We start from the raw sequence: 26009 nt of genomic DNA on the forward strand, positions 1-26009 counted from the left end.
GCGCGCATCACCGGAACGTCGTATCGCCGCCTACGCACCGAAGTCGGACTCGCGGCTACTCTGATCCAGTACACCCAGCGCAATTCGACGATGCACAGTGCGCTGTCGGTCGAACCGCCTCCGTGATGGTCACTCCGTGCAGTGTGATGCTGGTCACACCTTTTCTAGTGAACGTGCAGGCCGCTCGGGACGTCTGGGTGTTCGGGGTACCAAGGGGAGATTGGGGATCGGTGTGACAATCCGACACTTCGCACGCCGCCGGGCCGGCGTCGCGGTGCTGGGCTTGGTCGCCGCGCTGACGCTCGGGGCGTGCAGCAGCGGCGGGTCGAGCGTGAACGCGGGCGGGACCGCGGGCGGTGGGCCTACCGAGGCGCCGGCCACGCCTGTGAAACCGGCGGCCGTGGCGCTTACGCCCGCATCCGGGGCGGGCGACGTGGCACCAGGCGCACCGGCGAAGGTGACCGTCGCGAACGGCACCATCGGGGCGGTCACGCTCACGAACGCCGACGGCAAACAGGTGCAGGGACAGCAGTCCCCGGACAAGAAGAGCTGGAGCAGCACCGAAGACCTCGGCTACGGCAAGACCTACACCTGGTCCGGCCAGGCCACCGGGGAGGACGGCAAGCCGGTCCAGATCACCGGCTCGTTCACCACGGTCAAGCCGCGCAGGCAGATGCAGGGCAGCCTGAACGTCGGCGACGGGCAGACCTACGGCATCGCGATGCCGATCGCGCTCACGTTCCCGAGCGCGGTCAAGGACAAGGCCTCCGTCGAGCGCGCGCTGTCGGTGGAGACCACGCCGAAGACCGAGGGCGCGTGGGCGTGGCTCAACGGCGACACTTCGGTGCACTGGCGGCCGAAGGAGTACTTCAAGCCGAACACAAAGGTCGTCGTCTCGGCCAACATCTACGGCGTTTCGATGGGCGACGGCGTCTACGGCAAGCAGGACGTCTCGGCGAGCTTCACCATCGGCCGCTCGCAGATCGTCAAGGGCAACACCCAGGAACACACCATGCAGGTCATCCGCGACGGCCAGCAGGTGATGGACTTTCCGGTGAGCTACGGCCTCGACTCCGACCCGGGCCGCGTCACGCACAGCGGCACGCACGTGGTGATGTCGAAGCACGCGACGTACTCGATGAGCAACCCGCGCTACAACTACACCGACGTGAACGTGCCGTGGGCGGTCCGGATCTCCAACAACGGCGAGTTCATCCACGGTCTCGCCGGGTCGATCTGGGCGCAGGGCAAGAAGAACATCTCTCACGGCTGCCTCAACCTGTCGCCGGCCAACGCGAAGATCTACTTCGACAGCGTCCTTCCCGGCGATCCGGTGGAGATCTCCGGCAGCACCCAGCAGCTGGGCGCGAAGGACGGCGACTACAGCGACTGGACCTACGACTGGGCGGCGTGGACCAAGCTGTCGGCGCTGGCCGCCTGAGCACCACCGAACAAGCACCAACCGGACGGCCGGGGGCGATCGATCGCCCCCGGCCGTTCGCCTGCACCGGCCGGAAAAAAGAAAAATCCGATGCAACCCCGGCGTCCGCCGACCGCATGACTAGAGCAGAGGAGCGCCACCCGGCGCTCGCCTGAACCAGGAGGAAACTCGTGCGTGTTCGCTTCGCTCTCGCCATCGGTTCGCTGCTGCTCGCCGGAGGCGCGCTGACCGGCGGCGCGGTCGCTTTCGCCGCGGACGCCCCGCCGTCGGTCTCGCAGCCCGCGCCGCAGCAGACCGGTGCCCCCACCGCCGCGCCCGGCGCTCCTGCTCCCACCGCCGCTCCGGCGCCCGCGGACCGCAAGACCACCGCCCCGGGCGCGCGAGTCGCCACTCCGGGTCACCCGGCGAAAGCGGGCAAGCGCGTTCCGACCGCCGTGCCCGCGGGCCCGACCGGCGACCTGCACCTCCCCTCGGTCTGGGGCTGATCACCCGGTGCCCTCCCGCTCCCGTCCGGCGTCCGGGCCGAGCTCGCCGTGGGACGGCGAGTTCGCCCGGTACTTCGGCGAGCGCGCGCACAGCCTGCGGTCCACTGCCTACCTGCTCTGCGGGGACTGGCATCGGGCCGAAGATCTCGCGCAGGCGGCGCTGCTCAAGCTGTACCTCGCCTGGCCGCGGCTGGCCCGGCACGACGCGCTCGACGCTTACGCGCGCAAAATCGTGCTGCGTACTTTCCTCGCGGAAAACCGCCGCAGCCGCTGGAAACGGGAGCGGCTCACCGACGCACCACCTGACGTCCCGGCTCCGGCCGCCGAGAATGAGCACGACCAGCTGATCCAGCAGGCACTCGCCGCGTTGGCCCCGCGCCAGCGCGCGGTGCTGGTGCTGCGGTACTTCGAGGACCTGTCCGTCGAGGAGACCGCGGCGGCACTCGGCTGCCGGACCGGCACGGTGAAAAGCCAGGCCGCGCGCGGTCTGGCCACCCTGCGGGCCCGGCTCGGCCCGCACTTCGAAGCACTGCCCGTCCCTGGAGGGAGGTGAACGAGATGGTTTCCGACGACACCGGAGACACCGAATCCGCTGACGCCGCACGCGCCTTGTTCGCGCGGACGCCGGACGGCCCGCCCATGCGGCTCGACGCGGCGGATGTGATCGTGCGAGGTGCCACCGTCCGTCGCAGGCGCAAGCGTTTGGCGGTCGCGGGCAGCTCCGCCGCGACGGTCGCGGTGCTCGTGCTGGCCGGTCTCGCGGTGGGCCGCGGGACCGCGCCTCCGCCGGTCATGCCTGCCGGACCGGGACTCGCCACCGTCTCGCCCGCCCCGTCCAGTCCGGTCGCGCCGATGAAGGTCCCGCCGAGTCAGAAGCAGGTCCCGACGCCCGATCCGCAGGTGAGCCCAGGCTCGCCGGACAGGGAGCCGCCGTCGGCGCCGCGCGCGGGCACGTCCCGGCCGGGGTCGCCTCCCCGGGCGTACCCGACCACGAACGAACGAGCGCCGGTATCTGTGGGTTCACCTGCGGGAAGCACCTCGTTACCCAGCCCGACCACTCGTTGAAACGCATCCGCGGCAAGAGTGGCGCACGTCACCGGATTCAGTGGGTTTTCGACGAAATATCCCGGGCTTTCGGGGCGATGTTCTCAGTGGCGGCCGGAGCGGCCGTCGAACCCGTCGCTCAGCCGGCACACCATTGGCCGGCCCGAGAACCCGAGGAGGAAGCACCATGGTGCTCGTCGCACTGATGATCGAAACCGTTGTCGCCGTCGTGGTCGCCGGTGGCCTGGCAGCTTGGGCACGCAAGCGCTTCACTCCGCAGGCGGTCGAGGCGACGCAGAACAGCTGACTTCATACGAAACCGCCCTCTGTCCTTAATGGACGGAGGGCGGTTTCGCGTTGGCTCAGAGACTCACTTGCTGACGCCGGCCAGCTTGCCGCCGGTGTCCGCGGTGTCGATCTGCTCGATCGGAACCCGTGCCGTCTCCGGGATCTTGATGATCGGGATCAGTGCGATCAGCGCGGCGATGATCAAGTAGTAGGCCGGCCAGTCCGCGTTGCCCGTGCCGTCGATCAACGCCGTGACGATCACGCCGCAGGTGCCGCCGAACAGCGACGTCGAGATGTTGTAACCGATGGCGAACGAGCCGTAGCGCACGCGCGTCGGGAACATCGCCGGGAACGTCGAGCCGATGACCGCCAGCATCAGCGCCAGCAGGATCGCCACGACCAGGAAACCGACGATCAGCCACAGCAGGCTGCCGCTCTGCATCAGCTTGATGCTGGGCCAGCTCAGCACGATGAACCCGATCGCCGCGGTGAGCAGCAGGGGTTTCCGGCCGATTCGGTCGGACAGCGCACCGAGCGGAATCAGCAGCGCGAACTGCACGATTTCCACGCCGATGATGATCAGGCTGGATTCGGTGTCGCCGATGTGCAGGGTGTTGGTGAAGTACGTCGGCATTGTCGTGAGCAGCATGTAATCGGCGATGTTCAGCAGCAGCACGATCCCGATCAGGTTCAGGATCATCCGCCAGTTGCGCTGGATGGTCTCCTTGAGCGGAGCCTTCTTCGCCTTTTCGCCCGCCGCCTCGAGCCGGCGGAACTCCGGCGTGTCCTCGAGCTTCGACCGCAGGTAGAGCCCGATCGCGCCGATCGGAAGCGCGATGAAGAACGGGATCCGCCAGCCCCACGAGTTGAACTGTTCGGTCGACAGCGACAGGAAAGTGATCAGCACGACCGAGTTGCCGAGCACGTACCCGGCCAGCGTGCCCATCTCCAGGAACGAACCGAAGAAACCGCGCCGTTTGGTCGGCGCGTATTCGGCGATGAACGTCGCCGCGCCGCCGTACTCGCCGCCGGTCGAGAAACCCTGGACGAGGCGCAGCAGCAAGATCGCGATCGGTGCCGCGATGCCCATGCTGTAACCGCCCGCGTACGTCGGCAGCACGCCGACCAGGAAGGTGCAGCCGGACATCAGCAGAATGGTGAGCGCGAGAACCTTCTGCCTGCCGAGTTTGTCTCCCAACGGCCCGAAGAACGCTCCGCCGAACGGTCGCACGATGAAGCCGACGGCCAGCAGAGCGAGCGATTTCAGCACCGCGTTGCCCTCGCCGGGGAAGAACAGTGTTCCGATAGTGGTCGCGATCGCACCCGAGGTGAAGACGCCGTAGTCGTACCACTCGGTCGCGTTACCCATCGCGGACGCGATCACCGCGCGTTTGACTGTTCTCTGATCGACCTCGGGTTTCCCCGTCTTTGGCTCACTCATCCCGGCGGTGACCTCCTCCTGCACACGTCCCGGTCCATCCGTTGGAGCACATTTCCCCAGTCTTGACCCGTTGAACCAAGCTGGCAGGATGAGTCGCGAAATTTCTACCGTGCGGAATTTTCCGACTACCCTGCGCTCAGGAAATACGGACGGGCCGGTCAGGGCGGGTGCGAGCGGGTCCTACCGCCGGGTTAACGTCGTCGCATGAGTCCTGTTTCCGGCCCGTGGCCGCCAGTGCCGGTGGAGCCGCCGGAGATCCACCCGAAGGCCCCGGCCCCCGGCACCGAACTAGGCGCACACTTCGCCGAATGCTTCGGCTGCGGCGACGAGGTAGACGACGGCCTGCACCTGCGATCCGCCATCGGCGAGGGTTACCGGGTGCTCTCGAAGTTCACCGTGACCGCCGCCCACCAAGGCGCCCCCGGCCTAGCCCACGGCGGCCTGCTGGCCTGCGCCTTCGACGAGGCCCTCGGCTCGACAGTAGGAAACCTGCTGCACCGCCCCGCGGTAACCGGCAAGCTGGAGACAGACTTCCGCCGCCCAGTACCAGTCGGCTCCACCCTGTACATCGAAGCCCGCCTGGACGGAGTCGCAGGCCGCAAGATCTATGTCAGCGCAGACGGCCACCTAGACGCCGCAGACGGCCCGATCGCAGTCAACGCCCGAGCAGTTTTCATCGCAGTGGGCTTCGACCACTTCAGCACCCACGGCGACCCCCAAGCACTGGAAAAACTCGCCGAACAACACCGCCGCAACAAACGCGACTGGGACATCAACCCCTAACCCCCGCACCAGTTCCGTGAGGGCCACCCTCACGAACTCTGATTCCCTCAGGGTTCCCCTCACGACCGCCATCCACCCGCAGCCCAACAACCCCACGCATCCAAGCAGCCACACCCGGCCCTGCACCCCGATACGAAGCCTCCCTGCGGTCTGAGGGGGCTTGTCAAGGCACGCTTTCCCGCCTTGACAAGCCCCCTCAGACCGTCAGCACAATCAAGCTTCGGGGTGCCCCAAGCAACCCCACGGCAATGTCGCCCCCCAGGGCGACGAGCCGCCCCTCACGTCAACGTCCGAGGCCGAATCGCATTAGCCCGATCCACCAACGCGATCCGATCCCCAGCGTTATCCGTCAACCGAGCCAACGACCGGTAACACCGCTCCAACCCAAACCGCACATCCCGCTCTTCCAGCTCACACCCCAGCACCTTCGCACCAGCACCCGGCTTAGCCTGCCCAGGCACCCGCAGCCAGTCGTAAGCCGCCTCCAGCACCTCCGCACTCAACCGCGTATGCCGCTCCGCATCGAGATTGAGCCGCTGCAACCGCCCAGACGCGTCGACCAGATCCCCCTCAGTCACCGTCGGATGCCCACCAGCAGCACCGCCCTGCGCCCGAGTCTTGATCTTGATCGCCGCGACCTGCGCATCCACGTAATGCGTCGAAGTAGCCGGAACCCCCTCCAGCACCTCGACCGCACTCTCCCGCGCCCCCTGCGCCAGATACACCCGCGCCAGCCCGAACGCGGCACTCACATACGTCCGGTCCGTCCGCCAGACCAGCTCGTAAAACCGCGCCGCACCAAAGTAATCCCCCACTCCCTCAGCGCTGACCGCCAAGGCGAGCTTCGGCGCGATCTCCCCCGGCAAGTCGTCATACACCGCGTCGAACGCCACATGCGCCACCCGCGGCCGCCCACCGGCCAGCTCGATCAGCCCGCGGTACCAGTCGATCCGCCAGTCATGCGGGAACCCGTGCCGGATCGCCAGGTACTGCGCCGCCTGCAACTGCCGCTGCGCCTCCACGAACTCGCCCAGCTCAATCCGCGCCCGCACAATCCGCAACCGCACCTCGATCGACTCCCGCGGAGCCGTAGCGAGCGCCTCAATCGCCTCGTGCGGATCAAGCGCGGTCGTCGTCGCGAGCACACCAGCCGCCGGGTCATCCGTGTCCACCTGCGGAATCGGCAGCCCGGCAACTACCTCAGCGGCGTCCGGCAGCGGCACCCGCTCGCCCTGCTCCGGCACCACCAGATGGACGCCGAACGTCCGGCTCTCCGGCCCGAACACCGTCGACGCGGCCGGCCGCGGCTGCCCGGTGCCCAGCGCCATGATCTCGCGCAGCACGCCGGTCAGCTGGTCGGCCATGTCGTCGGCGGCGATGAACCGGCGGTCCGGGTCGGCGTGCGTCGCGCGCTTGAGGAACCGGTAGTAGGAACCGAAAAGCGCGAACAGCGGCACCTGGTCCGGGCCGGGCAGCGTGTTCTTGTACTCGCGGGTGTAGCCGGCGAACTCGAAGCTCAGCACGGCCAGCGTGCGGCCGACCGTGTACAGGTCCGAGGACACCGAAGCGCCCTGTGACGCCAGCTCGGGCGCGCTGTAGCCGGTGGTGAAGAACAGCGGGCTCTCGTAGTCGTCGATCCGCCGCACCGCGCCGAGGTCGATCAGCTTGAGCTGTTCGCGGGTCTGGATGACGTTGTCCGGCTTGAGGTCGCAGTACAGCAGGCCCTGGCTGTGCAGGTAGCCGAGCGCGGGCAGGATCTCCAGGCCGTACGCGATGACCTGGCCGATCGGCAGCGGCTCCGGCCGGTTGCTTTCCCGGTGGTGCTGCAGCGCGAGCTGGCGCAGCGACTGGCCGCCGACGTACTCCATGACGATGTAGCCGACGGTGTTGCCGGTCTGCGCGTCCGGATGCTGCACGAAGTTGTGGATCTTGACGATGTTCGGGTGCTCGACCTCGGCGAGGAACCGCTGCTCGTTCGCCGCGGCGGCCATCGCGGTGGAGTCGCCGGTGTCGATCAAGCCCTTGAGCACGACCCAGCGGTCGGACACGTTGTGGTCCTTGGCCAGGTAGATCCAGCCGAGACCGCCGTAGGCGAGCGCGCCGAGCACTTCGTACTGGCCGCCGACGAGCTCGTGCGGCTTGAGCTTCGCGACGAACGAGAACGGCGTGCCGCACTTCTCGCAGGTGCCTTCGGGCTCGCCCGGCTGGCCGTCCTTGCCGCGGCCGACCTTCGCGGTGCAGTTGCCGCAGAACCGCTTGTCCTCGGCCACGACCGGGTTCGCCAGCACGGCGGTCGACGGATCGCGGTAGGGCACCGGCGGCACGTCGATGAGGCCCGCGCCGAGCCGTCCGCGCCGGGAGCGGCGGGTGCCGCGCGAGCCGGTGCGCCGGGAGGTGCCGGGGAACGACCCGGTTCCGGTTCCCGTGCCGGTGCCTTGCGAGCCCTGCGAACCGTGGGTGCCGGTGCCGTGTCCCTCACTGCCTCCGGAGGGCAGGACGCTGTCCGTGCCGTGGTCGGGCAGCGGGCCGCCGTCGGCGGGGGCCACCCGCGGGGTCGGCGGCATGATGCTCTGGGTGTGCGGCGTCGGGCTGGCCAGCACGCTGGTCGGCATCGGCGCGGCCGGGTCGACCGGAGCGACCGGCTGGTTCGACTGCGGCAGGATCACCGGCGCGAGGTCGCCCGGCGGACGCGTGGGGGCGTCGCCGCTGTCCGCGGGAGGCTTGCCCTGCGCCGCGGCCCCCATCGGGATCGGACCGGAGTTCGGGCCGGTGGCGCGGTTCTCCGGCAGCCGCGCGGGACGGTTTCCCTGCGCCTGCTGCGGACGGTTCGGCGGGACCGGCCGCTGTCCGGTGCGCGACTGCGGCGGATACGGCTGGCCCTGCGACGGCGGTGCGGGCTGACCCGGGTACGGCTGGCTTTGCGACGGCGGCTGGCCCTGCGGACGTCCTTGCGGCGGCATCGGCTGGCCGCCGCGCGGAGCCGGACGACCCTGCGTCCGCGGCTGCTGCCCGGCCGGACCTGGCTGAGCCGACTGCCCCTGCTGACCTGGCTGCCCGACCTGGCCTTGCTGGCCCGCCTGGCCCGACTGCCCGGCCTGGCCCTGCTGTCCTTGCTGCGGAGGCTGCCCCGCCTGCTGAGCCTGTCCCGCCTGAGCGCCGGGGGCGGACGGCCCACGCTGCGCCTGCTGCCCGCCCGGAGCGCCCTGCGGACGCTGCACCGGAGCGCTGATCAACGTCTCGGCGTCGGGATCCGGCTGCGGGTTCAGCCGCCCGGACACCGACGGTTCCGGGGTGTCCCAGCGCACCGGTGGCGGCGGGGTCCACGAAGCGTCGGCCGCCTCGCCCCGCCCGGACGGCTGGTCCGCGGCTTTCGCCTGGTCGCCGTCCCCGTCCGGTGCTGCGTGCCGAGGACGGCGCGCCTCCTCCGACACAACTACCTCCCGAGCTCCCCGCGGCAAACCTGCCGCTCAAAAAGTACAACTCGCGCCGCGCTGGCGCTGCGAGACCGGTCTCGTCACCCGTATTGCGGGGACGGCGGGTTCGCCGGTCCCAGCCGGGAGCCGACCCAGTTCTGGTAACTGCTCGCCCAGGTGCCGTCGCCGCGGATCTTGTCCAGCACCGCGTTCACGAAGCGGACCAGGTCCTCCTCGTCCTTCGGGATCCCGACGCCGTAATTCTCCTGCGTCATCGGATCGCCCGCGACCTTCACCGTCGGGTCCTGCGCGGCCATGCCGGCCAGGATCGTGTCGTCGGTGGACACCGCGTCGACCTGGCTTTGCTGCAGCATCACCAGGCAATCCGACCAGTTCGGCACCGACACCGCGACCGGTTTCGCCGGGTCGGTGGCGATCTTCGCGAGCGAGGTCGACTTCGCCGCCGCGCACACGCGTTTCCCGGCCAGATCGGTCAGCGACTGCGCGTTCGACGACTTCGGCACCAGGATTTTCTGCCCGGCCACGTAGTACACCGACGAGAACTGCACCTGCTTGCGGCGGGCGCAGGTGATGCTGTAGGTCCGGACCACCACGTCGACCTGGTGTTCCTTGAGCACGGTCTCCCGCTGCGACGACGTGATCGCCCGGTACTGCACGTGGCCGTCGGAACTGCCGAAAATCGCCTTGGCGATCTCGTTGACCAGGTCGATGTCGAAGCCTTCGAGCTTGCCGGTCTTCGGATTCCGGAAGCCGAACAGGTAGGTCGTCTGGTCCACGCCCGCGATGAGTTTCCCGCGCTGTTTGATCTTCTGCAGACTCGGTCCGGAAGGGTCGAGACCATTCGGGGCGAGGCTGGCCAGCGGGTTGCAGCTGGTGTCGGAATCGCCGCCGGCCGCGGCGTCCGGGCCGCCGACACCCGCCGGGGTCGGCCAGGCCGCGTCAGTGACCGGTGCGGCCTCCATCGGCTTGCTCGCCGTCCCGCAGGCGGCGGCGAGAACCGCGACCACCGCGAGCACGGCGGTCCGGACGAAGTGCCGCGACCGGATCACCGGTACTCCCTCAGTCTCTCTCGCACGCCGACTGTGACGCCGCCCGCGGCGAGCACCGCCAGCACTCCGACGCCCGCCGCGAGCGCGGTGAGCGCGTTGTCGCCGGATCTGGTGCTGTCGAGGAATTCCTGGCGGCAGACGTCGATCGCGGCCTGCAGGTTGGTGTCGAGCCGGGCGAACGCGGCGGCGGCGCTGTTCGGGCTGACGCTCGTCGCGAAGTCGACCGCCTCCTGGTACTGGCCGCCGTCGTCGAGGCGGCGCACCTGGAGGTGGGCGAGCGACCATTCCCGCGCGGCCTGTTCCGCCACTTCGATCTTCTGCTCGCCCGCGGTGCCGGAGGCGAGCCCGCGAGCTTCGCCGAGCAGACCGCCCTTGCCGTCGGCACCGACGAGCTTCTCGGCCAGTTTGATGAACTGCTGTTCGTACGCGCCGCCGTCGCCGCGCGCGACCAGCGTGAGGGTTTCGTCGGCGCGGGCCTGCAGCGCGTAGATCCGGGCGCGCACCAGGATGTCGACCTGCGACGTGCCGTCGGTGCGCCCGGTCGCGACGAGACTGCCCTGCACGACGAGCGCGACCGCGCCCCACAGCAGCGACAGCACAATGCAGCCGGTGGCCACGAGCAGTCCGATGTTCAGCACCCGGTTCGTCCGCCGGGTCAGGTAGATCTGCGCGGCCACGAGTGCCGCGAGGAGCACGACGACCAGCGCGACCGCCGCCCACGGCACGTCGCTGCTGCTGTCCTGCTCGTCGGAAAGCTTCTTGGTGTGCGCGTTGTAGAGCGCGTCCGCGGCGGGCAGGATCGTCGTGCGCATCAGCTGCGAGGCCTCGCGCAGATACGAAGCGCCGGACGGGAAACCCTGCCGGTTGTTCGCGCGCGCGGTCTCGACGATCCCGGTGTAGACCGGGACCTTCTGGTTCAGGATGTCCACCTGGTGGGCGGCGTCACCGACGTCGGCGGTGTCGGACGCCGCGCGGGCGAGCGCGGATCCCGCTTCGGCGATGTCCTGCTCGTACCGCTTCCGCAGCGCGGGCGGTTCGGTGCCGACGGAAAGAAAGGCGCTGGCGGCCGTCGCGTCCGCGTCCGACAGCGAGCGGAACACCTGCTGCGCGGCGGCGGCGAGAGGTTCGCGGTGGTCGATCAGACCGTTGATCGTGTTGTCCTTGTCCTTCACGGACAACACGCCGACGAGACCCGCCACGAGCGACAGCAGCACCAGGGCGACCGCGATCAGCGACAGTTTGCCGGGCGTGGTGGTCGACGATCTGACTACCGCGCGCACCGCCTGGCCGGGCAGCTCCAGCAGGCCGCCGATTCCGCTGCGGCCCTCCGGTTCCGCCGGTGGGGGCTCGGCAGTCGTTTCCGGCCGCGTCGCAGTGCTGCTCATCCCCGATCCTCCCCGTGTGCCACTCGCAGAAGGTAGCCGGTCGGGCAAGTCGCAGCGAACGACACCCGGAAGGTGTCACCTGCACGTGATCTCAGCCGGCGCACCGACCGCGACTTCGGCCTTTCTCAGCGGTTCCGCTCGTAGCAGTAGTGCGCAGCAACCCCTGGGTTGCGGCTTCGGCCATTGCCGCGCGTACGTCGACGCACCACGGGCCGTCGGCGCGCAGTTCTACGTACGCGCCTTCGCCGTTCTTCAACTCCAGCTCGCGTTCTCCGTCTACCGCGATAACGCCCCCACCTGCGGCAAGGTCGACGCGTACGCCCGGACGCAGCACTCCCCAACCGCGTACGCCGACTGGCCGCACCACGCCGGGCGCGATCGCGGCGTGCACCACGTACGCGGAGCTGTCGGCCGGACCAAGCTGGAGCGCGACGCCGTCGGCACTGGAGCGAGAACTCGGACACAGCTGCCCGGCGATGCTCGACAGGCCAATGCCGTCCGGCTCGGCAAAAGTGCAGTACAGCTCAGTGAGCGCGGTGGGATCCCAGAGCGCCTTCGCACCGACGTGTTTGTTCATCGAGACCGCCACGTCCACCAACGCGATCTCGCGGCGGTTCTTCGTGACGACTTCGAGCATGCTGACCCGCTGAGTCACGAGATCGGCGTCGACCTGACCGCTCGCGACCATCCCGGCGGCGAGCCCGGCCACGGTGGCCTCTCCGGCCTGCGGGAACGCGTTGTTGGTGCCAGTCGGGAGCGCGAGCAGAGGCACGTCACCGCACGCCTTCGCGGCGACCCGGGCCGTGCCGTCGCCGCCGAGGCACACGATCACGCCGGCTCCGGAGTCGATCATCTGGCGCACCGCGTTGATGGTGTCCTGCGCGGTGCCGGTGAGCGTGTCCTCGTCGCAGAACCGCACCTCAGGCAGCGGATCGCGGCCGAGATCGCGCAGCACGGCGGCGGAGATGCCGCCGAGATCGGAGGACAGCAGCGCACGGTCGACGCCGGTCACCGCGAACGCCGACAGCAGCCGGCGCACCAGGTTGGCCTTCTCCTCGACTGGAACGGCCGATGCCTGCGTGACGAGCCTGCGGATGTCCTGTCCGGACGCCGGGTTCGCCACGATTCCCGCAACGACTTCCCCCATCGAGCCTCCCCCAAGTCCGCTTGCCGCCAGGGGACCAGCACACGCGTCCGGTCGCGCGGAGGGAAGGGTTGCACGGACGTTGCATCGGCCGTGCCTCCACGCCGGGCCAGAGCCTACCCTGGGTTCCCGCGGGGCTACCCGTCGTTCAAACGAGAGAAGCAAGCCCTTCGTAGGTGTACCCGGCTTCTTCGACGGCGGCGCGGACGGCGGACTCGTCGAGGACTTCGGCGCTGCGGACCGTCACGTGCCCGGTTTCGACGTCGACAGTCACGTTCTCGACCCCGGGCACCTCGGTCAGTTCTTCGGTGACCGACTGCGCGCAGTGGCCGCAGGACATCCCGGTGACGAGGTAGGTGTTTTCGCTCATGCCCGCGAGCCTACGAGCACCCAGACGGTTCACGATCGGGTGATCCACAATGGCCGGTCATGCACGGGAAGCCTTGTCGCGCAACACAATCCGCATCGTGAGACGGAGAGGCCGCGGCAGAAACGAAAGAAGCCACCACCCCCGCGACCGGGAGTGGTGGCGACTTAGCGATTAAACGTGGGTCAGATCAAGCTGACCGACGTGGCCTGCGGGCCCTTCTGGCCCTGGCCGATCTCGAACTGCACGCGAGCGTTCTCCTCGAGGGTACGGAAACCGTTGCCCTGGATCTCGCTGTAGTGCACGAAGACGTCGCCGCCGCCGTTGTCGGGAGTGATGAAGCCGAACCCCTTCTCGGAGTTGAACCACTTCACGGTGCCCTCAGTCATCTAAACAATCTCCATACATAACACCAAAACAGGAAGCCGACCGACGTCCTGGGCCCAGACACGGGCGAGATGCGTTCCCCGGAGAGGAGGCCCACGCCCGCTGAGTTCTGCGAGCGTGCTTTACCACGAACACAAAAATCGAGACCACTTAAAGTAAAGCACAGCGGAGCGGGCGAGGACAAGCCGACTCACCCCAGTTCGCGCGACAGGGTCACTCCCCGCTGGCGTGGCGCAGCGGAGCGCCGAACGGCGACCGCCAGTCCGCGCCCTGGTCGGGCGCGACCACGGCTACGTCGTGGGCCTCCGCACTAGCGCTGAACAGCACCGGAACCACTCCGGACCGGTTCTGGGCGGGCACCTCGACCGCCTGGTCCGATTCCGCCTCCTCGCGCACTACGGACACCAGCGCGCCAGTCCGCGCGGACCGGGCGCGGCCGCGAGCAGTCGCCGCTGCGGTACGGGATTTCCCGTCCTTTTCGTCGGCCATGACGAACTCCCCTCGTTCCTTCCCCGCTCCGAGCGGGGGATGACCGCGATGGTGCCATCCGGCACCGACAAAATCCGGCCGAAACCGGTTGTCCCCACCCCTGAAACGCGCCGAACGGCCGCGAACCGAGCGGGGAACGTGTCCACCCGGGAATTTCCCCAACCGGACGCGGGCCCGTGCGAGCCAAGCGAACCGAGTCCGGATGCCGAACTCCGGGAACACCGTCAGGCTACCCGAGCCGACCCCGGCCAGCTACCGGACAGTCCCGGCGTTTCCCTGTGTTCTCAGGAAGATTTCAGGTCCCGGAAGGACGCTGCGCCCCGAGAAGCGTGCTCAGGCGGACGTCCGGGGTCACGACATCCGGGTCTGTCCGGACATCGATCACACACGGCCGCTGCCGTACGAGCGCGCTCGCGATGATCGGCTCGAGCCGCTCGCGATCGTCCACCGTGTACCCCGCCGCGCCGAGCCCACGCGCCCACGAAGCGAAATCAGTCAGCGGGATGGTCACTCCGGACAGCCGTCCGTGCGTACGCGCCTGATGCATCGCGAGAGGGCCGTGCAAGCCGTTCTGGAACACGACCACCATGATTGGCGCGCGGTAACGCACAGCTGTCTCGATCTCTTGCCCTGTCATGAGCGTGCCCGCGTCGCCGACCATCGCGACCACAGCGCGCCGCGGCTCGGCGAGCTTGGCCGCTACGGCCGCAGGCACCGCGTACCCCATCGCGGCGTTGCTCGGACCGAGCTGGCTGCGCGGAGCGGTGAAGCACCAATAGCGGTGCATGAACTGCGCGAAGTTGCCCGCGTCACTTGTGACGATGGTGTCCTCGGGCGCGAGCTTTCGCAGCGCGCGCACGACGTCAACCGGGTGTACGCGCGTGTTGTTGCTTGTGTTCGGCGGTGTCATGAAGGTGTGCACGGCAGCGTTCGCCGCCGACGCTCTGCGCGTACGCGGCGAAGCGATCGCGCGCAGCTCCTTCAAGAACGGCTCGACCTCAGTGTCCACACGGAACGTCAGGCCACGGCGGCGCTGTTCGTCGATGCCAGTACCGACAAGGACAAGCGTCTGCTGTGGAGTCGGATAGCGGAAGCCCTGCGTCGTGACTTCGTCGAGCTGAGTGCCGAGCGCGAGCACGAGGTCTGCTCGTTCGAGCGCGTCCAGCTGGCGCGCGGGGATGCCGAGGCCGAGGTGCCCGGCGTAGCGCGCGTGGTTTTCCGGGAAGGCGTCCTGGCGGCGGAAAGCGTTGTACACCGGGAGCGCCAGCTCGTCCGCCACCGCGATCAGCTCGTCCCGCGCCGACCGCGCGCGCCCGCCGACGATGACCACCGGATAGCGCGCTTCGTCCACCAGCCCGGCCACCGCTTCCGCCGATCGGCCCAGCGTGCCGGTGACCGGCGGGCGAACCTTGGCCGCCGGTTTGGCCGAGTCGTAGGGCACGCCCCACGCGTCGCTCGGCACGCCGATCACGACCGGGCCCGGCCGTCCTTCGCGACACCGGGCGAGCCCTTCGGCGAGCAGATGCGGCACCTCGTCGGGATCGTCCGCGCGGACGCACCATTTGGCGATCGACTCGAACATCCCGGTCGAATCGGATGCCGGGACCTCGCCGGTGAGCACCGGGTCGAGCGCGGGGGTTTCCAGCAGCACCACCATCGGCGTCTCGTCCTGGTACGCCGTCTGCACGCCCATGACCAGCGCCGCCGCGCTCGGACCGCGGCTCGCGAGCAGCACGGCCGGGCGTTCGGTGAGCTTGCCCTCGGCCTCGGCCATGAAGGCCGCGCCCGAATCGTGGCGCGCCGAAACGAGCGTGACCTCGCGCTCGCGGCGCAGCGCGTCGAGCAATTCCAGGAACGACTCACCGACGACCGCGTACACCCGGCGGACCCGGGCCTCGTTCAAGACGCGTACGGCCGTTTGCGCGACGGTGGTTCCCACTTGGTATCTAATGAGGAGAGCTTAGGGCGGCACCGTGAACCGGCGTCAAGTGATCTTGAACAACTCGCCGCGGGATTGTGCCAATTGCCGGATCGGGCTGCCCACCAGTTGGGAGGACGCCGTCGTGACATCCGCCGAACATGAGACTGTTTTCACTTATGGGGCTCCGGCGCTCAAATACGGAAGCGGGTCGAGCGACGAGATCGGATACGATCTGACCCAGTTCGGCGCGCGTCGCGTGCTCGTGGTGACCGACCCGATCGTCGCCGCGACCGGATGGCCGGAGCGGATCGCCGAGGGCATCCGCGGCTACGGGATCGCGGCTGAGACGTTCGACGGAGTGCACGTCGAACCCACCGACGTCAGCCTGCAGAAGGCCGTGGACTTCGCCCGCGGCACCGGCCCATACGACGCGTTCGTAGCGGTCGGCGGCGGCTCCAGCATCGACACCGCGAAGGCCGCCAACCTCCTGACCAGCAACGATGGCGAGCTGATGGACTACGTCAACGCGCCGGTCGGCGGCGGCCGCGCGCCGGCGAACCCGCTCAAGCCGCTGGTCGCGGTGCCGACGACGACCGGGACCGGGTCGGAAAGCACCACGGTGTGCGTGCTGGACGTGCTGTCGCTGCGGGTGAAGAGCGGGATCAGCCACCTGCGGCTGCGCCCGGCGCTCGCCGTCGTGGACCCGCGGCTCACGGTCAGCCAGCCCGCCGGGGTCACCGCGGCGAGCGGGATGGACATCCTGTGCCATGCCGCGGAGAGCTACACCGCCAAGCCCTACACCGAGTTCAGCCGGAAACGGCCGGAGGAACGGGTGCCGTACTGCGGGGCGAATCCGCTGGCGGACATGTTCGCGGAGAAGTCGCTGGAGCTGCTGTCGTGGGCGCTGCCCGCCGCGGTCCGCGACGGCGAGGACATGGCCGCACGCGAGGCGATGGCGCTCGCCGCGACGTTCGCCGGGCTCGGCTTCGGCAACGCCGGCGTGCACATCCCGCACGCCAACGCGTACCCGATCGCTGGGCAGGTCCGGGATTTCCACCCCGACGGCTATCCCGGCGACGAAGCGATGGTGCCGCACGGCATGGCCGTCTCGCTCACCGCGCCCGCCGCGTTCCGCTTCACCTTCGAGGCGAACCCGGAACGGCACCAGCGGGTCGCCCGGCTGCTGGCCCCGGACTTCGAATGGTCCGGCGACTTCGCCGATCACCTGCCCGCCGTGCTCACCACGCTGATGCGCGAGATCGGCCTGCCCGCCGGGATCGGCGCGGTCGGCTATACGGAGTCCGATGTGGACACTCTGATGGAAGGAACGTTGAAACAGCAACGATTGCTGGCTACCGCGCCCCGTACACCCACCGAAGAGGACTTGGCGGGGATCCTGCGGGAATCGGTGCGGCTGTGGTGAACTATCCGCATTGGCAGACGGTTCCGTTGCGCTGGAAGGACAATGACGTCTACGGCCACGTGAACAACGTGGTGCACTACTCGCTGATGGACACCGTCATCAACACCTGGCTGATCGAACGCGGCGGCCTCGACATCGAGTCCGGGCCGGTGATTGGGCTGTGCGTGGAATCGCGTTGTGCTTACCACGCTTCGGTTTCGTTCCCGGACACGCTGCGGATCGGACTGCGAGTGGCGCATCTTGGCCGGTCGAGCGTGCGGTACGAGATCGGGATGTACACGGATATCTTGGTGGCGGAAGGCCATTTCGTGCACGTGTTCGTGGACCGGGAGTCCCGGCGGCCGGTCGAGGTGACCGGGAAACTGCGGGAGTCGTTGGCGGAACTGGCTGTTTGATCACGCGGGGCGGGCCGCGCGCAGCGCCCGGCCGCCGAGTTCGCGCAGGTGCTCCGCCAGCTCCGGCGGTTCGTGCACCTCGAACTCGCGGCCGAGGCTGGTCAGCCGGAACGCCAGCCACTCCAGGGTGTCGGCCGGGCTGACCACGCGGCAAGTGCGTTCGTCCACCGCGGCCACTTCGCTTGCCGTGCCCCAAATCCGCGCCACCTCGTCGGCTCGCGCGTGCACCGTAACCACCGCCCGATGCGTCGGACGGGAGGTGTGCAGCTTCTCGGTCACGTACGCCGCCGGGTCCTGCGCAGGCAAGTCTCTTCTGGCGAACCGAGCCCCGATGGCCTGCGGTTTTTCGACGCGATCGACGCGGAACACCCGCCAGTCGTCCCGGTCGCTGTCGAACGCGAGCAGGTACCAGCGGCGTCCGGACGACACCAGATGATGCGGTTCGACCAGCCTTTTCGTCGCCTTGCCGTCGTTGGCGAGATAACCGAACCGCAGCCGCTCGCGGTTGGCGATCGCCGTCGCCAGCACCGTGAGCGCTTCCGGATCGACGCGCGGCCCGTCGTTCAGCGGCAACGGCACCGTCGCACTGCTCAGGACGCTCACCCGGCGGCGCAGCCGCGACGGGAGGACCCGCTCCAGCTTCGTCAACGCCCGCACCGACGCCTCGTCGATCCCGGTCACCGCGTGCCCGGACGCCAGCCGCAACCCCACCGCGATCGCGACCGCCTCCTCGTCATCCAGCAGCAACGGCGGCATCGCACTGCCCGCGACCAGGCGATATCCGCCTTCCGCCCCCATCACCGCCTCGACCGGATACCCCAGCTCCCGCAACCGCTCGATGTCCCGGCGAACCGTGCGACCGTCGACACCCAGCCGCTCCGCCAGCTCACTGCCCGGCCACTGCCTCGGCGTCTGCAGGAGGGACAGCAACTGCAACAACCGCGCCGCGCTCATGATCTAGGACCATATCTGACCTACATGGTCTCTAGCGTCCTTCTCATGAACATTCGCCCGTTCCGCATCGACATCTCCGACGCCGCCCTCGCCGACCTGCGCGCCCGGCTCACGCAAACCCGCTGGCCAGCGCAACTGCCCGGCGACGGCTGGGACCGCGGCGTGCCGGTCGACTGGCTGCGGGAGGTCGCGTCCTACTGGGCCACCGGGTACGACTGGCGGGCGCACGAGGCCCGGTTGAACGAATTTCCCCAGTTCCGCACCGAGATCGATGGGGTTGACCTGCACTTTCTGCACGTCCCGTCCGCCGCGCCCGATGCCACGCCGGTGTTGCTGACTCACGGGTGGCCGAACTCCTTCGTCGAGTTCGCGGACTTGCTCGAACATTTGTCGGACTTCCACGTCGTGGTCCCTTCCCTGCCCGGCTTCGGGTTCTCGTCCGCCCCCGGCCCCGGCTGGGACGCCGCCCGCGTGGCCCGCGCGTGGGCCGAGCTGATGCGTCGGCTGGACTACCGCGACTACGTCGTCCAGGGCGGTGACTACGGTGCCTACGTCGCCCCCGAAGTCGCGCGGGTTGGGCCGGTGCTGGGTGTCTACATTACTGCTGGCCTGGGGATTCCTGGTGAATCCGACCTGCCTGACTTGGATCTTGCGGAGCGGGCGGCGTTCGCCGAGATGATGTCCCAGGACTGGCTGAACGGGGTCGATCACCACGCCTTGCTGCGTTCCGCACCTTTGACGTTCGCTTACGGGTGGAACGATTCGCCGGTGGCGGCTTTGGCGTGGATGGCGCAGAAGTTCCACGAGTTCAACGCCGGTGGTCGGGCGCTGGAGGAGATGCTGGATGCGTTCCTGACGAACCTGAGCGTGTACTGGTTCACCGAGAGTTTCGGGACGTCGTCGTGGTCGTTCGTTCTACTCAAGCGCCGGGTTCGCCTGGCCGCGGGGCCAGAAGAACGCGCCGACCGGGGTGTACAGCGGGGTGCCGGGGATCCGGCGGTTGGCGGAGCGGGAGTCGGAGATCGTGCACTGGCCGGTCGACAATCCGGCTGGGCACCACTTCATAGCGATGGACCAGCCAGAGGCCTACGCGGCAGACCTGACGAGGTTCGTGACGAAGGTCCGGTCGCTGGGGTGAGACGGGGCGGGTGCCGGGCCCCGGCGCGGGGCCAGGTGCTGCCCGCTAGACTGAGCGCGCGGGCCGTTAGCTCAATTGGTAGAGCTGCGGACTTTTAATCCGTAGGTTCTGGGTTCGAGCCCCAGGCGGCCCACCAAAACCCCAGGTCAGCGGCTCTTTGCTCGTGGCCGGTCAAGATCAGCTCCCCGGTTTATCCCCGGTTTTGGGGGCGGACGGATTATCCAGCAGCCCTTCCAGGGCCATCGCCGTGACCGGGTCGACGGCCCTCCGCTCCAGGTAGTTGTCCTGCGTCATCGACACCCGCGAGTGGCCGAGGTGGTCCGCGATCAGCCGGGTCGGGATGCCCGCGTCGTCCATCGCGGTCGCCGTCGTCTTCCGGAAGTTGTGCGACGTCAGCCAGATGAAGTCATCGCCACCGCGGATCTCCCGGATGACCCGCAGGACGTTGTTCGGGTCCCGGAGCCCGCCGACCGTGCTGGCGAAAACCGGACTCGCCAGCGACCGGCCGTCCTTCCGCGCCTCAGCCCACCGCCGCTTCAACAGCGCCAACGCCCAAGACGGCAACGGCAGCGCACGCAGGCTGGACTCCGTCTTCGGCCGAGGCTTCCGGAGCAGCCCTTCGCCTTTGACCCGGACCACCGTGTGCGTGACGTCGACCGTCCCCGCTACGAAGTCGATGTCCTCCCAGTACGTCGCCAACGCCTCGCCGACTCGGACACCCGCAGCCATCATGAAGCGCGACAGGTCCGGCAGGTCCCAGCGCCGCGCCTTCTCGTTGGCCTCGACCCGAGCCAGCCACTTCGTACGCTCTTCCGCGTCCAGGGCGCGCGGCTTCTTCTTGCTCTTCGGGATACGCCGGGTGTCCCGCGTCGGGTTGCTGTCAACCGCGTCGTACCGCGCGGCGAGGCCAAGCATCCCCGACAGTGCAGTCCTCGCAGTCTTGGCCGTCGAGGTCCCGACCGTCGTCTGGAGAGTGCCGAGGAACCGGTCCAGCCGCATCACCGTCGCCTCGCGCACCCGCAGCTCCCCCACGCCCGGCGTCACGTGGCGCGTAAGGATGGACTCGTACGTCGTGGCCGTCGTCGGCGATTTGGTGCCCTCTCTGACTTCCTTGCGGATCTGCTCCATCCACACGTCGGCGAGATCCTTCAACTTGGTTTCCCGGGTGATCTCGCCCGTGGTCGACCCGGTCCAGTCCTTGAATGTGTCGCGAAGCCGTTGCGCTGCTTTGCCTTTCGTCTTCCCCGACCGCTCGACCTCACGCGTCTTGCCGTCGAAGTCTCGGAAGAGAGCACGCGCACGGTAGCCGGTCGGAATTGCCGAATAGCGGATCTCGCCGTACGTGCCGATCTCCAACTGAGGGCGAGGCATCAGGCGACCTCGTCCGACAGCTGGTCGACCCACGAGCTGACGTCCTGCGGCCGGTAACGGATGTACTTGCCGACCCTCCGACCGGCAGGGCCGTAACCCTTTGTCCGCCACTGATACAGCGTCGAGACCGGGACGCCGAGGAACTCCGAGACATCCTCAACCGTCCACAAGCGACTGAATTGCACGTAGTTGTCCATCAGTTTCCCCCTTCCCGATCAAGCCGCGAGCTGAGTTGCCGAAGTTTCCGGCGGACTGGCGGCAAGTAGTGCTCGGTCGTATTCGGCTTTCCAGGCGATGCGTTCGGCGATCGCGTGCATCACCAGGTGCGGTCTCGGTGGGATGTGCGGGTCGGTTGCGTCGACCTTGCGCCAGACGAGCCGGGCCGGGTCCGGTTGCGGTTTCTCGATCCCGACAGCGGCCAGGGCGTCCAGGACGAACGCCTTGCGGTCGGCTTTGTGGTCCACGAGCGTCTTGCCCGACCACTTCCGCGACACCAGAACCCGCCGCCCTGGTAGGCCGAGGGTGGTCCGCCGGTGTGCCCGGCCCTTGCAGTGGCCTGGGGTGGTTTTCCCGTTGGCCCCCTTGGGCTGGATGCCGTAGAGCAGCCACACCGCGCACCGAGGCGAACAGGGCGTGACGGCCAGCTCGGCGTGCAGCCGGTCGTGGTGATCGGCCAGGGCCGCCGTGTCGGCCTCAACCACTTCGCCGGTGGATTTGGTGAGGTATTTGGTCAGGTAGCCGATGTGGCGGCCGGCGTCTTCGGTTCCACCGAGGATGCCCTTGGAGTGGACCTGGCGGCCGAACGTCACCACGTGCGCCGGTTCCTCGACCTGGTCGACCGCGTCGTCCCAGCTGAGCAGGGGTTGGCGGGTGTCGGGGTCGACAAATCCCCGCTCCGGACCGTCCCAGCTCGGGAGCCGGTCGGTGTAGACGATCTGGTCGTGGTTGGGCCACCAGACCTGGTGGTAGGTGGCCTCGGTGACCTGCCGGATCACTTCGTGCGGCACGGTTCCCCGGATGGCGGCGTGCAGGTGCGGCGCGGTGCGTTTCTGCGGTTCCACGGTGGCGAAGTACTGCACGTCCCAGCCGACGACCCGGCGCAGGTTCTGCCACCACCGATCCACCAGCGCCGAGAAATGCACCGCATCCCGCGCCGCCCGCCGATAGTCATAGGCAGCGGGGTTGACCGGCGAGCCGTCACCGCGGACCGGGCCGTAAGTGTCGCAGGTCAGGGTGACGAACATCGACGGCCGGAACCGACCCGCGTACTCACGCCCCACCGTGGTCTTGGCGACTTTCCGCCTAGGCAGATTCGGCGCATCCTGCCGTCGCTTCGTCGACCGCTTCACCGCCTTCCTGGTCGGCGGGTCTACGGAGGGCAGACGGCCCCGGACGCCGAGTTGCCGAAGTTCCTCGTCCACACCACGGATCTCCTCGCGCAACTCTTCCGCTTCCGCTGGGTCGGCGTCGGCGACCTCGCGGTACGACGCGACGAGGTCCGCCCGGAACGTCAGTAACTCGGTCTGGTCCTCGGTCGGCTCGTCCGCTTGGAGGTCGGGTTCTTCGGCCATGTGCCAGCCTTCGCGGCACTGGACTTGCCGCAGCGCCTTGGCTTTCCGCGCACACGGCAGACACATCGATTCCACAGTGGACCCGCACGGCACCGGCACGTAGCGGATCTCGCCGGTGTCCTGGTTGCCGACCTCCATCGTGAACGGCCGCACGCACACCCCGTGCTTCTCCGCCGTCGCCCGGATCACGTCGTCGGCCAGCGGCATCCGCATCCGTTCCGCTCGTGTCTCGCCCATCAGGCCGCCGCCTCCCCTCGCGACGCCCACCCGCGCAGCACCTGCACCGGCATTGGTTGCCGGTCCCCGGCCGGGAGGTCGGGGAACACGCTCGGGTCGAACACCACCGCCCCGTAGACGCGCACCGGGATTCCGCACGGCGTCCGGCCGACGATCCCGAGGTGCACCCAGCCGCCCGCAGCGATGCGCCACAACGTCGCGGAGACGTCGTCGAGGGTGTTCGCCCACGTCAGCAGCGCCCTCGCGACCTCGGCCAGGCCGTCGACGTCCAGCTGCACCGTGATCGGCCTCGACCACGCGGAGACGTCCAGCGACGCGACCGGCGGCAGCTGATGCAGGTCGAGGTGATCGCGGATGGTGTCGAGGAAGATCATCAGCCGGTTCATGCCGCCCTCCTTTCCTCGGTCTGTGCGTGGTCGAGGTGGTGGGTGCCGCCGTTGGTGACGTACTGCTCCAGGGCTTTCACCGTGTCGTCGGAGACCCAGCCCGCGCGGACCCGCAGGGGTTCACGGATGCCTTCGCCCCACACGTACCCAGTGCCGGGCATGGTCTCCGGGATGCGATTCGCCCACGCTCCGCGCTCGTACGCGCCATCGCCGAGCACCATCCCGACGTGATTCTTGGAGGTGACGCGCAGGCAGACGCGGCGGGTGAACAGCTCCCGCACCGGCACAGTGTCCTTCGTCGGTTCCTGCACGTAGCCGCGGACCGACACCCCCAAAGCGCGGCCTTGGGTGTTGAGGACCGCGACGTGTTCCACGATCGCCTCGCGGGTCTTGCGGTCGGTGTAGCGGGTCAGCGCGCCGATCTCGTCGAACTCCAGCAGCTCCAACGGAAACTCCGCCGACAACGGAACATCCCGCGTGTTCCCCGCGAACTCACGCTTACGCCGTTCCAGCTCGTCCCGCAGGCCCTCCAGCAGGTCGAGAGTGTCCTTGCCGGATACCGCGTAGCGGGCGAAGATCCCGCGCCCGTAAGCCAGCTCCATCCCCTTCGGGTCCACACCGGACACCCGCACCAGCCCGGAGCGGATCGCCGAGGCGGCCGAGACCAGCGGGCACCACATGACCGAGTTCTTCCCAGCGCCGCTGGCACCGGCCACGAGGATGTGCGCGCCCGCACCGGTCAACGGCAACCGCCACGGCGTCCCGTACTCCGTCGTCCCCGCGTACACCGCCCGTAGGTTCACCTCTGCCGGTTCCAGCCCGGGCAGCTCACGGCACCGGACTGGGGTGGTAAGCAGGTCGCGGCGCATGAAGTCCAGCGACACCACATCCGGCGCGATCTCGCGAACCTGCACTCGCGACACCTTCCGCGCCGTCGCCAACGCCCGCGCCGCGTCATCGAAATCCTCCGGCTTCTGGCCCGGCACCAACCGAACCCGGACCTCGTCCCACGACGCCCCCGACCGGACCCGCACCAACGCAGGCACCGCCACCCCGGACGTCTGCCGCGCCTGCGTGACAGCTTGGCGTTTCCGCCGCCGCGAGACCAGGTTCACGGTTACGTCCACGGGGATGGCTTCGTCGCGAACGGTCAGACCGCAGGCGTGCAGCCAGTCCGGCAGCTTGCGCCCGTAGACCGCCCAGCGCAGCCACCACGCCCGCAGCCACCGACCACACCACCGGTCGAACCCCACCACATCGAGCTGATGCCAGACCACCGCGGTGAGCGCCAGCGTGACGAGTACGACCGTCAGGGACAGCCAGCCCCACCACCGCAACCACGCCGCCAGGGCGACGAGCGTCAGGCACGTGCGCCAGCGGGTGACGATCTGGCGGGCCAGCCAGCCGACCGCCCGCACCACCGTCCAGAGCGCCAGTCCCAGGAATGCCAACGCTGCCAGGGTTTCCACAATGGACGCCAACGCACGCCCCAGCTTCGCCAGCACCCACAGCACCACCGCGACGCCCGCGCCGACAGCGATCAATACCGCCGCGTTCATCGGTGCTCACCGCCCTCAGCCGCAGCAAGGTCAAGCGGCAGCATTCCTTGACATGAAGCGCATTTCTTCTCGCCAGGAACGAGGCGGGCGAATTTCTTGCGTGCGGCGCAACGCATCCGGGTGACCCCGGTTGACGCACGCCGTCCAGAACCGGTTATGTTCGTCATCGTTCACTTCCCAGTGGACAGCGCAGAACCGGTGAAGGTTGGTAGCCAGAGGCCGGTTCTGCGTTTATACGGAACAATTCCGCCCGTTCAAGGGCGCGTTGAACACAGCACACGTCGCCGTGCGCTTTTTTCAGTAACCGCTTAGGTTTCCGCTAGTCGCTGTTTGATTCGTCGGTGTTCGACTCGTCGGTCGCCGGTTCCTCGCCGGTCGGTTCCTCGCCGGTCAGGAGCTGAGTCAGCCCGGCGTCAGTCGCCCGCCGCTGCGCTTTCACCTCTTTCAAGAGCTGGTCCACCACCACCGACAGCCGCGCCAGCGACTCCGCCGGAGACAACGCCGCCGCCTCAAGCCGCTCGATCGTTCCCGTGTACGGGGCCGCTTCCTTGCCGACCAAGAAGACCCCGGCCCCGTGGTGCGGGCAGTACACGACATCCGAGGTGTCCTTCATCGTGTACCGACTGAACGCGCCCTGAGTGACCGCCTGACTCGGAGCCAGCCGGATCGTCACCGCCCGCGCGATCCCGATCAGATCCTTGAGGAACCGCATCTGCCGCAACATCACCTCGGCATCCCCGAAGTGGTTCCGCAGCGCCTCGGACCCGATGAACATCTGCGCAGGGATCGCGCCCGCGCCGAACACGATCCGGTTGCGGTCCAACCGGTGCTCCACCACCTGGTCCAGCGTCTCCTTGTCCCGCAAATCCGGGCCAAACACCAGCCGCGCATAATCCGGCACCTGCAACAGATCCGGCACCAGCAACGGAGCCCACACCGTCACCGACGTCGCCACCCGCTCATGCGCGATCAACGTCGTGTAATGCGCCGGATCAGCCTGCGACCCCGCCGAGAACCAGCTCGGCCCCGACACACCCCGCGCCAACAGCATGATCCAGGCTTTCCGCTCCCCGGTCACCCCGAGCGCGCCCAGCACCCCCGACACCTCCACCGGCGTCGGCACCCGCTGCCCCAGCTCCCAGTTCGACAACAACGCCGGGTTGACCCCGATCCGCCGCCCCAGCTCCCGCAACCCGAACCGCGCCTCGATCCGCGCATCCCGCAACGCAGCACCCAGGCCACGTGCCCGCGGGCTCGCCATATCCGTGCCACGCATCACCCACACCTCCGACCCGGGATCGTGCCTGTCTGCAAACC

The 26009-nt window shown here is 68.6% G+C and carries 24 protein-coding genes, 1 tRNA gene and 1 pseudogene; 10 read left to right on the forward strand and 16 right to left on the reverse strand.

Going from position 1 to position 26009, the window contains the following annotated elements; translation table 11 throughout:
- Positions 1-232 precede the first annotated feature (232 nt).
- From ACZ63D_RS17835 to ACZ63D_RS17850, 4 genes are all read left to right on the forward strand, one after another.
- Entirely contained in the window at positions 233-1441 is a 1209-nt protein-coding gene (locus ACZ63D_RS17835) for a L,D-transpeptidase (RefSeq protein ID WP_465355386.1), read from the forward strand.
- 170 nt (positions 1442-1611) lie between these two features.
- Positions 1612-1926: a hypothetical protein gene (locus tag ACZ63D_RS17840; RefSeq protein WP_465355387.1), complete on the forward strand. Its 315-nt coding sequence runs from the start codon at positions 1612-1614 to the stop codon at positions 1924-1926.
- Positions 1927-1933: 7 nt separating this feature from the next.
- Positions 1934-2479 (forward strand): SigE family RNA polymerase sigma factor, encoded by a 546-nt coding sequence (locus tag ACZ63D_RS17845; RefSeq protein ID WP_465355388.1) that lies wholly within the window; start codon positions 1934-1936, stop codon positions 2477-2479.
- A 5-nt stretch (positions 2480-2484) separates the two neighbouring features.
- A complete protein-coding gene (locus ACZ63D_RS17850) occupies positions 2485-2991 on the forward strand; it encodes a hypothetical protein (protein ID WP_465355389.1) in 507 nt (168 codons plus the stop codon).
- A 349-nt stretch (positions 2992-3340) separates the two neighbouring features.
- Here the strand turns inward: ACZ63D_RS17850 and ACZ63D_RS17855 are convergent, their stop codons facing one another.
- Complete coding sequence (locus ACZ63D_RS17855) at positions 3341-4699, reverse strand: MFS transporter (protein WP_465355390.1); 1359 nt, start codon at positions 4697-4699, stop codon at positions 3341-3343.
- A gap of 204 nt (positions 4700-4903) precedes the next feature.
- Between ACZ63D_RS17855 and ACZ63D_RS17860 the strand changes: the two genes are divergently transcribed.
- The gene (locus ACZ63D_RS17860; protein WP_465355391.1) at positions 4904-5482 is read left to right on the forward strand and encodes a PaaI family thioesterase; all 579 of its coding nucleotides are present in this window, start codon (positions 4904-4906) and stop codon (positions 5480-5482) included.
- 278 nt (positions 5483-5760) lie between these two features.
- Here ACZ63D_RS17860 and ACZ63D_RS17865 read toward each other — a convergent pair whose 3' ends face one another.
- The 8 genes from ACZ63D_RS17865 to ACZ63D_RS17900 all read right to left on the reverse strand — a co-directional run bounded on the left by ACZ63D_RS17865 (position 5761) and on the right by ACZ63D_RS17900 (position 15676).
- The gene (locus ACZ63D_RS17865; RefSeq protein ID WP_465355576.1) at positions 5761-8226 is read right to left on the reverse strand and encodes a tetratricopeptide repeat protein; all 2466 of its coding nucleotides are present in this window, start codon (positions 8224-8226) and stop codon (positions 5761-5763) included.
- A gap of 770 nt (positions 8227-8996) precedes the next feature.
- Positions 8997-9932 (reverse strand): glutamate ABC transporter substrate-binding protein, encoded by a 936-nt coding sequence (locus ACZ63D_RS17870; RefSeq protein WP_465355577.1) that lies wholly within the window; start codon positions 9930-9932, stop codon positions 8997-8999.
- Between the two features lie 29 nt (positions 9933-9961).
- Positions 9962-11350, reverse strand: coding sequence for a hypothetical protein (locus tag ACZ63D_RS17875; RefSeq protein WP_465355392.1), 1389 nt, complete (start codon positions 11348-11350; stop codon positions 9962-9964).
- A gap of 91 nt (positions 11351-11441) precedes the next feature.
- Entirely contained in the window at positions 11442-12497 is a 1056-nt protein-coding gene (locus ACZ63D_RS17880; RefSeq protein WP_465355393.1) for an ATP-NAD kinase family protein, read from the reverse strand.
- A gap of 145 nt (positions 12498-12642) precedes the next feature.
- Complete coding sequence (locus ACZ63D_RS17885; protein WP_465355394.1) at positions 12643-12864, reverse strand: heavy-metal-associated domain-containing protein; 222 nt, start codon at positions 12862-12864, stop codon at positions 12643-12645.
- Positions 12865-13046: 182 nt separating this feature from the next.
- Positions 13047-13250, reverse strand: coding sequence for a cold-shock protein (locus ACZ63D_RS17890; RefSeq protein WP_009071749.1), 204 nt, complete (start codon positions 13248-13250; stop codon positions 13047-13049).
- Between the two features lie 211 nt (positions 13251-13461).
- Entirely contained in the window at positions 13462-13737 is a 276-nt protein-coding gene (locus ACZ63D_RS17895) for a hypothetical protein (RefSeq protein WP_465355395.1), read from the reverse strand.
- Positions 13738-14032: 295 nt separating this feature from the next.
- Positions 14033-15676, reverse strand: a complete 1644-nt coding sequence (locus ACZ63D_RS17900) for a thiamine pyrophosphate-binding protein (RefSeq protein ID WP_465355396.1) — start codon at positions 15674-15676, stop codon at positions 14033-14035.
- Between the two features lie 124 nt (positions 15677-15800).
- Between ACZ63D_RS17900 and ACZ63D_RS17905 the strand changes: the two genes are divergently transcribed.
- Together ACZ63D_RS17905 and ACZ63D_RS17910 are read left to right on the forward strand one after the other, a co-directional pair.
- Positions 15801-17081 (forward strand): hydroxyacid-oxoacid transhydrogenase, encoded by a 1281-nt coding sequence (locus ACZ63D_RS17905; protein WP_465355397.1) that lies wholly within the window; start codon positions 15801-15803, stop codon positions 17079-17081.
- Complete coding sequence (locus tag ACZ63D_RS17910; protein WP_465355398.1) at positions 17075-17476, forward strand: acyl-CoA thioesterase; 402 nt, start codon at positions 17075-17077, stop codon at positions 17474-17476. The genes ACZ63D_RS17905 and ACZ63D_RS17910 overlap by 7 nt, the downstream gene beginning before the upstream one ends.
- Here ACZ63D_RS17910 and ACZ63D_RS17915 read toward each other — a convergent pair whose 3' ends face one another.
- Positions 17477-18430 carry a helix-turn-helix transcriptional regulator gene (locus ACZ63D_RS17915; RefSeq protein ID WP_465355399.1) on the reverse strand — a complete coding sequence of 318 codons (954 nt, stop codon included), beginning with the start codon at positions 18428-18430 and terminating at the stop codon, positions 17477-17479.
- 45 nt (positions 18431-18475) lie between these two features.
- Between ACZ63D_RS17915 and ACZ63D_RS17920 the strand changes: the two are divergent.
- From ACZ63D_RS17920 to ACZ63D_RS17930, 3 genes and pseudogenes are all read left to right on the forward strand, one after another.
- Positions 18476-19261, forward strand: a pseudogene (locus tag ACZ63D_RS17920) (epoxide hydrolase family protein); the annotation flags it as partial.
- A 169-nt stretch (positions 19262-19430) separates the two neighbouring features.
- Positions 19431-19568, forward strand: coding sequence for a hypothetical protein (locus tag ACZ63D_RS17925; RefSeq protein WP_465355400.1), 138 nt, complete (start codon positions 19431-19433; stop codon positions 19566-19568).
- A 60-nt stretch (positions 19569-19628) separates the two neighbouring features.
- A tRNA-Lys gene (locus ACZ63D_RS17930) sits at positions 19629-19704 on the forward strand.
- A 41-nt stretch (positions 19705-19745) separates the two neighbouring features.
- On the opposite strand, the gene ACZ63D_RS17935 is transcribed toward ACZ63D_RS17930, so the two are convergent.
- The 6 genes from ACZ63D_RS17935 to ACZ63D_RS17960 form a co-directional block, all read right to left on the reverse strand.
- A complete protein-coding gene (locus tag ACZ63D_RS17935; RefSeq protein ID WP_465355401.1) occupies positions 19746-20939 on the reverse strand; it encodes a tyrosine-type recombinase/integrase in 1194 nt (397 codons plus the stop codon).
- Entirely contained in the window at positions 20939-21136 is a 198-nt protein-coding gene (locus ACZ63D_RS17940; RefSeq protein ID WP_116199570.1) for a helix-turn-helix transcriptional regulator, read from the reverse strand. The genes ACZ63D_RS17935 and ACZ63D_RS17940 overlap by 1 nt, the downstream gene beginning before the upstream one ends.
- 18 nt (positions 21137-21154) lie before the next feature.
- The gene (locus ACZ63D_RS17945; RefSeq protein WP_465355402.1) at positions 21155-22747 is read right to left on the reverse strand and encodes a replication initiator; all 1593 of its coding nucleotides are present in this window, start codon (positions 22745-22747) and stop codon (positions 21155-21157) included.
- Positions 22747-23133, reverse strand: a complete 387-nt coding sequence (locus ACZ63D_RS17950; protein WP_465355403.1) for a hypothetical protein — start codon at positions 23131-23133, stop codon at positions 22747-22749. The genes ACZ63D_RS17945 and ACZ63D_RS17950 overlap by 1 nt, the downstream gene beginning before the upstream one ends.
- A complete protein-coding gene (locus tag ACZ63D_RS17955; RefSeq protein WP_465355404.1) occupies positions 23130-24692 on the reverse strand; it encodes an FtsK/SpoIIIE domain-containing protein in 1563 nt (520 codons plus the stop codon). Before ACZ63D_RS17955 ends, ACZ63D_RS17950 begins: the two co-directional genes overlap by 4 nt.
- 319 nt (positions 24693-25011) lie before the next feature.
- Positions 25012-25968, reverse strand: a complete 957-nt coding sequence (locus ACZ63D_RS17960) for a Scr1 family TA system antitoxin-like transcriptional regulator (RefSeq protein WP_465355405.1) — start codon at positions 25966-25968, stop codon at positions 25012-25014.
- Positions 25969-26009 lie beyond the last annotated feature (41 nt).

Source organism: Amycolatopsis sp. NPDC104775 (genome assembly GCF_055583325.1).